Source organism: Polaromonas sp. (assembly GCF_049790275.1).
GTDB lineage: Bacteria > Pseudomonadota > Gammaproteobacteria > Burkholderiales > Burkholderiaceae_C > Polaromonas.
In genome coordinates this window covers 1-7,483 of record NZ_JBAQYR010000027.1, presented here as the reverse complement: position 1 = coordinate 7,483, position 7,483 = coordinate 1, and the positions used below count along the sequence as shown (strand labels likewise).

Genomic DNA, 7,483 nt, shown 5'->3' with positions numbered 1-7,483 from the left:
GGCACAGGGTGCGCGCCTGCCAGCCGCACAGCCTGCGTGATCGCCTGGCCGTAATGCACCTGATGGGCCACAAGTAGCAGCACGCGGTTCGGCATGCCCGTGCTGTCCGGCAACTGCGCCACACGTGCCGCATCGGTGCCGGTCATGCAGGCAGCCACCGCCAGCGTGATGGCCGCCGCGCTGCAGTGGGTGACGCAGGCGGACTCGGCGCCGCTCCAGGCCGCCAGCTCGCGCCCTGCCAGGGCCTGCAGGTCCGCCATCACCACGTGGCGCTGCAGCATCAGCGCCACCGCCTCGGCCACGGCGGGGTCGCTGCGCGAGACGCCATAAGGGGTGGGCGTGCCCCAGGCATTGATGACCCGTTTCAGATCCGGCGAAACAGGAGTTGCGGAGTTTGGCATGAAGAAAATTCCGGAATTGTGCGCCTGCATGCAAATTTCTTCAAACCGGGCGCTCCGCAAACCGCTAGCATCAAGGGCTTCCAAGGAGACCCCATGCCCGTGATCACCACCATCGAAGACCTGCGCGTCCTGGCCAAAAAGCGCGTGCCGCGCATGTTTTACGACTATGCCGATTCGGGCTCGTGGACCGAAAGCACCTACCGCGCCAACGAAAGCGACTTCCAGAAGATCAAGCTGCGCCAGCGCGTGGCAGTCAACATGGAAAACCGCAGCACGGCCACCACCATGATCGGCCAGCCTGTCGCCATGCCGGTGGCGATTGCACCGACCGGGCTGACCGGCATGCAGCATGCCGACGGCGAAATCCTGGGCGCACGTGCTGCCAAAAAATTCGGCATCCCCTTCACCCTCTCGACCATGAGCATCTGCTCGATCGAAGACGTGTCGGCCGGCACCGGCGGGCACCCCTTCTGGTTCCAGCTTTATGTCATGAAAGACCGCGGTTTCATCGAACGCCTGATCGACCGCGCCAAGGCCGCCAACTGCTCGGCGCTGGTGCTCACGCTGGACCTGCAGATCCTCGGCCAGCGCCACAAGGACCTCAAGAACGGTTTGAGCGCGCCACCCAAGCCAACGCTCTCCACCATCCTGAACCTGATGACCAAGCCGCGCTGGGGCTTGGGCATGCTGGGCACCAAACGCCACGGCTTCGGCAACATCGTCGGCCACGTCAAGGGCGTCGAGAACATGGGCTCGCTGTCGGAGTGGACCGCCAAGCAGTTCGACCCCGGCCTGAACTGGGGCGATGTGGAATGGATCAAGAAGCGCTGGGGCGGCAAGCTGATCCTCAAGGGCATCCAGGACGTGGAAGACGCGAAGCTGGCCGTGAATTCCGGCGCCGACGCGCTGATTGTTTCCAACCATGGCGGACGCCAGCTCGATGGTGCCGAGTCTTCGATACGCGCGCTGCCGCAGATCGTTGAGGCGGTGGGCAGCCAGATCGAGGTTCACATGGACGGCGGCATCCGCAGCGGCCAGGATGTGCTCAAGGCCATCGCGCTGGGCGCGAAGGGCACCTACATCGGCCGCTCCTTCCTCTACGGCCTGGGTGCCATGGGCGAAGCAGGTGTGGACAAGGCCTTGCAGATCATCCACCGCGAACTTGATCTGACGATGGCTTTTTGCGGCCACACCAACATCAAGACCGTGGACAAGGGCATTCTGTTGCCGGGAACTTACTGAAAAACAGGGCTCGCCGCAGCGAGCTTCTCTTGTTCAGTCCTGCGGCGAAATCTCGTAGTCCATGGTGTAGGAGTGCTTGCCATCAGCCATCTGGATGCCGAGCGTGCCGCTGATACCAGCGAGTTCGCCGGTGCCGGAATCGGGGACGACGCTCACTGTCAATTGCGGCGCACCGCGGTTCATGGTGCCGCTGTGCTGCAGCACAAAACTGCCGCTTCGCCCCTGCAGCGTGCCCGTCACGCACTCCATGGCCACGTAACCGGCTGAGCCTTTTACGGCGGTGCCAGCGCTCAGCATTTCGCCCCGGCTGGTGGCCTGCAGGTCACCGCTGAAAGTCTTGTTGATCGACAGTCGCCCCATCAGTGGCCCTGCCTCGGCGCTGGACAGCGGCTGGGGCAGGAGCTTGACTTCGAAGGTTCCGGCTGCGTGGGATGGCATGGCATGGGCTTTCAGGGAAATGGCAATGCCGCCGATGATGCCAGAGTGCTGCGGGTTCTATCGTTGCGCCAGCACGGGGCTATCGCTGTCCGAAGGGCCGGGCCGGCACGGTCTTCAGGTACACATACAGTGCCTGGGCATCGACCTCGTTGATCTCGCGCAGCGATTCGAAAGGCATCACGGTCACGGTCGTGCCGTCGGGGCGCTTGCCGCTGCGCAGCATGGCAACAAACGCGCCGGCGTCTTTGTAGCGCGTCATCGCATTGCCATCGCCCGGCGTCAGGTTGGCGGCCGGCGCCCAGTCAGGCGGGGTGCCGGGGATCTTGCCGCCCGAAAGCCCGGGGCCGTGGCAGCTGATGCACATGTTGGCCACATAAGCACCGTGCGCGGCCGTCACGCCTTCCGCCACCGCCGTCGCCGGTGGCAGGGAATGATCGATCTTCTCTGCAGCGTCCTGAATTCCGCCAAAGCCATACATCAGCCTGACCGGCAATGACAGTTCCAGCACCGCCGCACCGCCCGGCTGCGGCGGCAGGCTGCGCACATAGGCGACCAGCGCCCCGAGGTCGGCGTCGGTGAAGCGGTTGTAGTCTTCGCTGGGCATGACGAACAGCGGCCGGCCGTCGGGCTTGACACCTTGGCGTACGGCACGCACCCAGTCTTCGGGCGTGTAGCGCGCCACCACCTTGCCTTCGCCCGGCGTGATGTTGGGGCCCGCCAGGCGCAAGCCGCGGCCGTCGTTGACGAACTCGCGGCCACCACCGTTGGCGCCATGGCAATCCACACAGCCGCGCGAACTGAACAGGTATTTGCCGCGCTCCAGCGACTGCGCATCTGTGGGAAAAGACACCGGCCGCACATTGACCGTGACCAGGCGCTCGCCCTTTTTCTCAGCCAGCGTCGTACCCACCACAGCCGTACCAGCGACCAGCACCAGCAGGGTGACCCCTGCGCCCACCGTCCATTTGACCCATCGCTTCATCATGCTTCCTTGTTTTTTGAAAATGCCGTTCGCTGCGTGCAGCCTGGCCGCACGGTTTTCCGGACAAAGGCGGGATTCTAGAAAACCGGAAAGGCTTTGTCAGCGCTTGGGCCGGGCAAATAAATCACACCAGGCCTTGTTGGAGGGGTAAATATTTCCCTTGCCGCGTTTCGGCCGCAAAAAAAGGCGAAAACCGGCAGATGCCACCCGCTGGTCGTTCGACGCTATGCTTGCCGGGTGAGCGACTTTTCCTCTTCCAGACCAGCCCCCGTCCGCCGCATTGCGCACCTCGACATGGATGCCTTTTTTGCATCCATCGAACTGCTGCGGTACCCGCAGCTCAAGGGCCTGCCGGTCGTCATAGGCGGCGGGCGGCGCAAGGTGGACGAGGCCATCCGTGCCGATCCGGAGCGCGCGCTGCGCTTTATCCCGGTTGAAGAATTTCCGCGGCTCTTGGACTATGTGGGCCGCGGCGTCATCACCACCGCGACCTACGCTGCGCGGCAGTTCGGCGTGGGTTCGGCCATGGGCATGATGAAGGCCGCCAGGCTGTGCCCGCAGGCCATCGTGCTGCCGGTGGATTTTGAGGAAGTGCGCAAGTACTCGCGGCTCTTCAAAAGCACCATCACCGAGATCGCGCCGCTGATGCAGGACCGCGGCGTGGACGAGGTCTACATCGACTTCACCGATGTGCCCGGCGGCCAGCGCGAAGGCGGCCGAGTGCTGGCGCGGCTGATCCAGAAAGCGATTTTCGAGAAAACCGGCCTGACCTGCTCGGTCGGCGTGGCGCCCAACAAGCTGCTCGCCAAGATGGCCAGCGAGTTCAACAAGCCCAATGGCATCTCCATCGTTTACGAGGCCGACCTGCAGGAAAAAATCTGGCCACTCCATGTGCGCAAGATCAACGGCATCGGCCCCAAGGCAGGCGAAAAACTGGCGAAGCTGGGTATCCAGACCATTGGCGAGCTGGCCGCACAGGATCCGTCTTTCCTCATCGGCCACTTCGGCAAGGCCACGGGCGCGTGGATGCATGAGGCCGCCTGGGGCCGCGACGACCGACCGGTGGTGACGGAAAGCGAGCCGGTCAGCATGAGCCGCGAAACCACCTTTGACCGCGACCTGCATGCGGTGCGGGACAAACAGGCGCTGGGCGCCATCTTCACCGAGCTCTGCGACAAGCTGGCCGAAGACCTGCAGCGCAAGGGTTATGTGGCCAAAACCATAGGCATCAAGCTGCGTTATGACGATTTCAGGATTGCGACACGCGACCAGACGGCCGAGTCCTACACGGCCGACGGCGCCACCATTCGAAAAATTGCCGGGCAGTGCCTGAAGCGGGTGCCGCTGGACAGACGGCTGCGCCTGCTGGGGGTGCGGGCCGCCACGCTCGCCCGGCTCGGGGAAGAACCGCCCATAGAGCGAAAAAGCCCTTCCGCCCAATCAGCGCGAGCGCAAGCGGCTACTGAATCAATAGCAACTGATCAGCTCTTCTAGGGCTACTGGGCCGTCACCAGGACGATTTCATCCTGGTGGTTGGCAAGGTGGAACGTGTGGGCCAGCGAAAAATCGGCCTTGCTGAGTGCACCGTAGGCAAAGTGCGGCTTCAACGGGCCCTGATGTCCGGCAAAGCGCGCAATGGCGGTACGCAGCCGCACCGCTCCGGGGCGCCAGTCAGCACCGGCCCCCAGCGCAGGTGCGCCGGGGATGGGCTCGCTCAGGCCGTGGCTCATCTGCCCGCGCCACTTGAAAAATGCGAAAGCCGCCGCGCCCGCCGTGGCCTGGAAGGCCGCGCTTTTGGGCTGCGGAAAACCGTCCATGCTCATCTCGATGCTCTGGGCAAGGTGCTCAAGCACGGCCCCCATTGGCCAGGCGCCGGTGGCGTGCACGCTGCCCGCGCGATCGAGCTTGTCCAGCCAGCGCAAGGCATCGTCGAGGGACTGGACTTTGGGCAGATCCGCCATGGCATAGCCTCCGGCAAGTGCAGCAGTGCTGAATAAAAAATCACGTCGGCGCATGGCGGCATGGTAGCAGCCGCCGGGCAGGCGGGAAGTCCTGCAATGTCCAGCCGACGCGGAATGGAACCAGCCCGTTTGAAAATTTTTTGAATCCAGCGGCCCGCCCCGGTGCGTATCACCCCCGACCCCTCTGGATGACACCTCCCCAACCCGCCACGCCTGGAGCCCTGACCATGAAATTTACATCTTCCCTCACGGCTGCCTGTGCGGCCCTGCTGTGCGCCGGCGCCAGCCTTCCCGCCCTGGCCGACACCGGCAAACTGCTGCTGACCAGTGGCGTGAGCAGCATTGACGGCGCAGCTGGCGGCGGCCTGACGCCCTGGGCAGTGATTGGCACCAACGCCACCGAAGGCGAAGTGGGAGCTTCCGCCTTCCTGACAACCGCGGGCACCAAAGACTACGGCCTGAACATCGCCGGTGCCGCCATCGGCATCAACGACCGGTATGAGCTGTCGGTGGCGCAGCAGGACTTCAACACCCGTTCCACCGGCACCGCGCTGGGCCTGCCCGGCCTGCATCTGAAGCAAACCATTGTGGGCGCAAAGGTACGCGTGGCCGGCGACGCTGTGCTGGATGCCGACAGCCTGATGCCGCAGATTGCCGTGGGAGTGCAATACAAAACGCTGGGCTCCACCGGACTGGACGGCACGCTGCGTGCCCTGGGCGCCAAACGCGACGGCGTGGATCTGTATGTCAGCGCCACCAAGCTTTTGCTGGGACAAAGCCTGCTGGTCAATGGCACGCTGCGGGCCACCAAAGCCAACCAGAACGGCTTGCTGGGCTACGGCGCCACGCTGGGCGGCAATGAAAACAGCTACAACCTGCAACCTGAATTTTCGGTCGCCTATCTGATCAGCAAAAACATCGCGGTGGGCGCCGAATACCGCTTCATGCGCAACAGGCTGGAAACCGCCGGCCGCACTGCCGGCCTGGGCAACGGGCTGCGCTCGCAGGACTGGAAAGACATCTTCATCGCCTGGGCGCCAAACAAAAACGTCTCGGTGACCCTGGCCTATGTGGACCTCGGCGTGATCGTTCCGGCCACCACCGCCAGCCGCAAACAGCAGGGCTATTACCTGTCGGCCCAGCTCGCCTTCTGAACACCCCCCCACGACCCACCTCTTTTCAGGAACTGACATGAAAAAAAACCTCATTGGCCTCGTCCTTGCTGCATCCAGCCTGCTGATGGCCGGCGCATCGTTAGCGCAGAGCGCCCCCCGGAATGACCAGCTCTACAAGGCCTTCGGTGAAAAAGCCGGCCTCGTCACGCTGATGGACGATTTCATGGTCCGCCTGCTGGCCGACCCGCGCACCGGCCCGCACTTCAAGCCCGCGAACCAGCAGCGCGTGAAAGAGCAACTGGTAGACCAGCTCTGCTTCCTTGCCGGCGGCCCTTGCGTTTACAAGGGAGCCGACATGAAAAGCGCGCACGCCAACCTGGACATCAGGAAGTCTGACTTCAACGCGCTGGTCGAAGTGCTGCAGCAAAGCATGGACGCCCGCGGCATTCCTTTCCGTACACAAAACCAGATGCTGGCGCTGCTGGCCCCGATGCACCGCGACATCATCACGGTGCGCTGAGCGCCACCTTCACTCTCCAGGAGCGACCTCATGAAAAATACGTTGATCTCTTTGGCGCTGGCAGCCCTGTCCAGCCATGCTGCGGCCGGCAACCTGCAGGTGCTGGTGCTGGACAAAGACAGCAAGCCGGTAGCGGACGCCGTTGTTGTGGTGGTACCGGCAAACAGGGGCGCAGCGAAGGCTGCCCTGCCCATGCAGGTGACCATCGCCCAGGAAAAAATGCGCTTTGTTCCTGCCGTCAGCGTGGTGGCCGTCGGCGCCAGAGCCTCGTTTGTCAACAACGACCCCTGGGAACATCACGTGCGCGCCTCGGCCGCCGGCTTTGCACAGTTCAGCACCGCCAACAGTGGCGGCTTCGAGCTGCGCATTGACGGCAAACCCGAGGGCAAGCCCGCCAGATCGGCCGAGGCCGTGTTTGAAAAGGCGGGGGCGGTGCTGCTGGGCTGCCACATCCATGGTTCCATGCGCGGCCACGTCTTCGTCAGCGAGTCACCCTGGGCGGTGCTGACCGGCGCCGACGGCATGGCCAACATGGAGCAGCTTCCCGATGGCGCCGCGCAGGTCAAGGTCTGGCATGCCGACCAGCTGATCGACATTGCCCCGCAGCAAACCACCGTGAGCGCCGCGCCCGGCAAGACCACACTGCAGCTGAGCGTGGTGCCGCGCCGGCGCAGGATTTAGCCCCCTGTCAACGCTGGCTGTCGCCTTCTGCCGTATCACCGCCCAGCGGTGCCAGGTCGGACGCATACACACGGTCGCGAAGCCGCAACTCCTGGCCCTTCTGCCAGAAGGCCTCAAAGGCAGCCAGTTCCTCGGCCCGGGCA

Annotated in this window: 8 protein-coding genes and 1 pseudogene; 5 read left to right on the top strand and 4 right to left on the bottom strand. The window is 64.0% G+C overall.

Annotated features, from left to right (window positions below; translation table 11 throughout):
* Window positions 1-401: pseudogene (locus WA904_RS03375) on the bottom strand (aminotransferase class V-fold PLP-dependent enzyme); the annotation flags it as partial.
* A 93-nt stretch (window positions 402-494) separates the two neighbouring features.
* Here WA904_RS03375 and WA904_RS03370 point away from each other — a divergent pair.
* A complete protein-coding gene (locus WA904_RS03370) occupies window positions 495-1,643 on the top strand; it encodes an alpha-hydroxy acid oxidase (protein ID WP_425195714.1) in 1,149 nt (382 codons plus the stop codon).
* A 33-nt stretch (window positions 1,644-1,676) separates the two neighbouring features.
* On the opposite strand, the gene WA904_RS03365 is transcribed toward WA904_RS03370, so the two are convergent.
* Both WA904_RS03365 and WA904_RS03360 read right to left on the bottom strand, forming a co-directional pair.
* The gene (locus tag WA904_RS03365) at window positions 1,677-2,081 is read right to left on the bottom strand and encodes a DUF3224 domain-containing protein (protein WP_425195713.1); all 405 of its coding nucleotides are present in this window, start codon (window positions 2,079-2,081) and stop codon (window positions 1,677-1,679) included.
* Window positions 2,082-2,160: 79 nt separating this feature from the next.
* On the bottom strand, window positions 2,161-3,063 hold the full coding sequence (locus WA904_RS03360) for a c-type cytochrome (protein ID WP_425195716.1): 903 nt from the start codon (window positions 3,061-3,063) through the stop codon (window positions 2,161-2,163).
* Window positions 3,064-3,357: 294 nt separating this feature from the next.
* Here WA904_RS03360 and WA904_RS03355 point away from each other — a divergent pair, with 294 nt between their 5' ends.
* Window positions 3,358-4,557, top strand: coding sequence for a Y-family DNA polymerase (locus WA904_RS03355; RefSeq protein ID WP_425195715.1), 1,200 nt, complete (start codon window positions 3,358-3,360; stop codon window positions 4,555-4,557).
* A gap of 2 nt (window positions 4,558-4,559) precedes the next feature.
* Here the strand turns inward: WA904_RS03355 and WA904_RS03350 are convergent, their stop codons facing one another.
* Entirely contained in the window at window positions 4,560-5,024 is a 465-nt protein-coding gene (locus tag WA904_RS03350; RefSeq protein WP_425195712.1) for a DUF1569 domain-containing protein, read from the bottom strand.
* A gap of 227 nt (window positions 5,025-5,251) precedes the next feature.
* On the opposite strand from WA904_RS03350, the gene WA904_RS03345 reads away from it, so the two are divergent.
* The 3 genes from WA904_RS03345 to WA904_RS03335 are packed head-to-tail and all read left to right on the top strand — an operon-like array spanning window position 5,252 to window position 7,340.
* Window positions 5,252-6,178, top strand: a complete 927-nt coding sequence (locus WA904_RS03345) for a DUF3034 family protein (protein WP_425195711.1) — start codon at window positions 5,252-5,254, stop codon at window positions 6,176-6,178.
* 37 nt (window positions 6,179-6,215) lie between these two features.
* Window positions 6,216-6,659 (top strand): group I truncated hemoglobin, encoded by a 444-nt coding sequence (locus WA904_RS03340; RefSeq protein WP_425195710.1) that lies wholly within the window; start codon window positions 6,216-6,218, stop codon window positions 6,657-6,659.
* 30 nt (window positions 6,660-6,689) lie between these two features.
* Window positions 6,690-7,340 carry a plastocyanin gene (locus WA904_RS03335; RefSeq protein ID WP_425195709.1) on the top strand — a complete coding sequence of 217 codons (651 nt, stop codon included), beginning with the start codon at window positions 6,690-6,692 and terminating at the stop codon, window positions 7,338-7,340.
* Window positions 7,341-7,483: the final 143 nt, after the last annotated feature.

Excerpts from the sequence above, each read along its gene's own strand:
- WA904_RS03370 (WP_425195714.1), top strand. The coding sequence starts at position 495 with ATGCCCGTGATCACCACCATCGAAGACCTGCGCGTCCTGGCCAAAAAG.
- WA904_RS03345 (WP_425195711.1), top strand. The coding sequence starts at position 5,252 with ATGAAATTTACATCTTCCCTCACGGCTGCCTGTGCGGCCCTGCTGTGC.
- WA904_RS03360 (WP_425195716.1), bottom strand. The coding sequence starts at position 3,063 with ATGAAGCGATGGGTCAAATGGACGGTGGGCGCAGGGGTCACCCTGCTG.
- WA904_RS03340 (WP_425195710.1), top strand. The coding sequence starts at position 6,216 with ATGAAAAAAAACCTCATTGGCCTCGTCCTTGCTGCATCCAGCCTGCTG.
- WA904_RS03355 (WP_425195715.1), top strand. The coding sequence starts at position 3,358 with ATGGATGCCTTTTTTGCATCCATCGAACTGCTGCGGTACCCGCAGCTC.
- WA904_RS03350 (WP_425195712.1), bottom strand. The coding sequence starts at position 5,024 with ATGGCGGATCTGCCCAAAGTCCAGTCCCTCGACGATGCCTTGCGCTGG.
- WA904_RS03365 (WP_425195713.1), bottom strand. The coding sequence starts at position 2,081 with ATGCCATCCCACGCAGCCGGAACCTTCGAAGTCAAGCTCCTGCCCCAG.
- WA904_RS03335 (WP_425195709.1), top strand. The coding sequence starts at position 6,690 with ATGAAAAATACGTTGATCTCTTTGGCGCTGGCAGCCCTGTCCAGCCAT.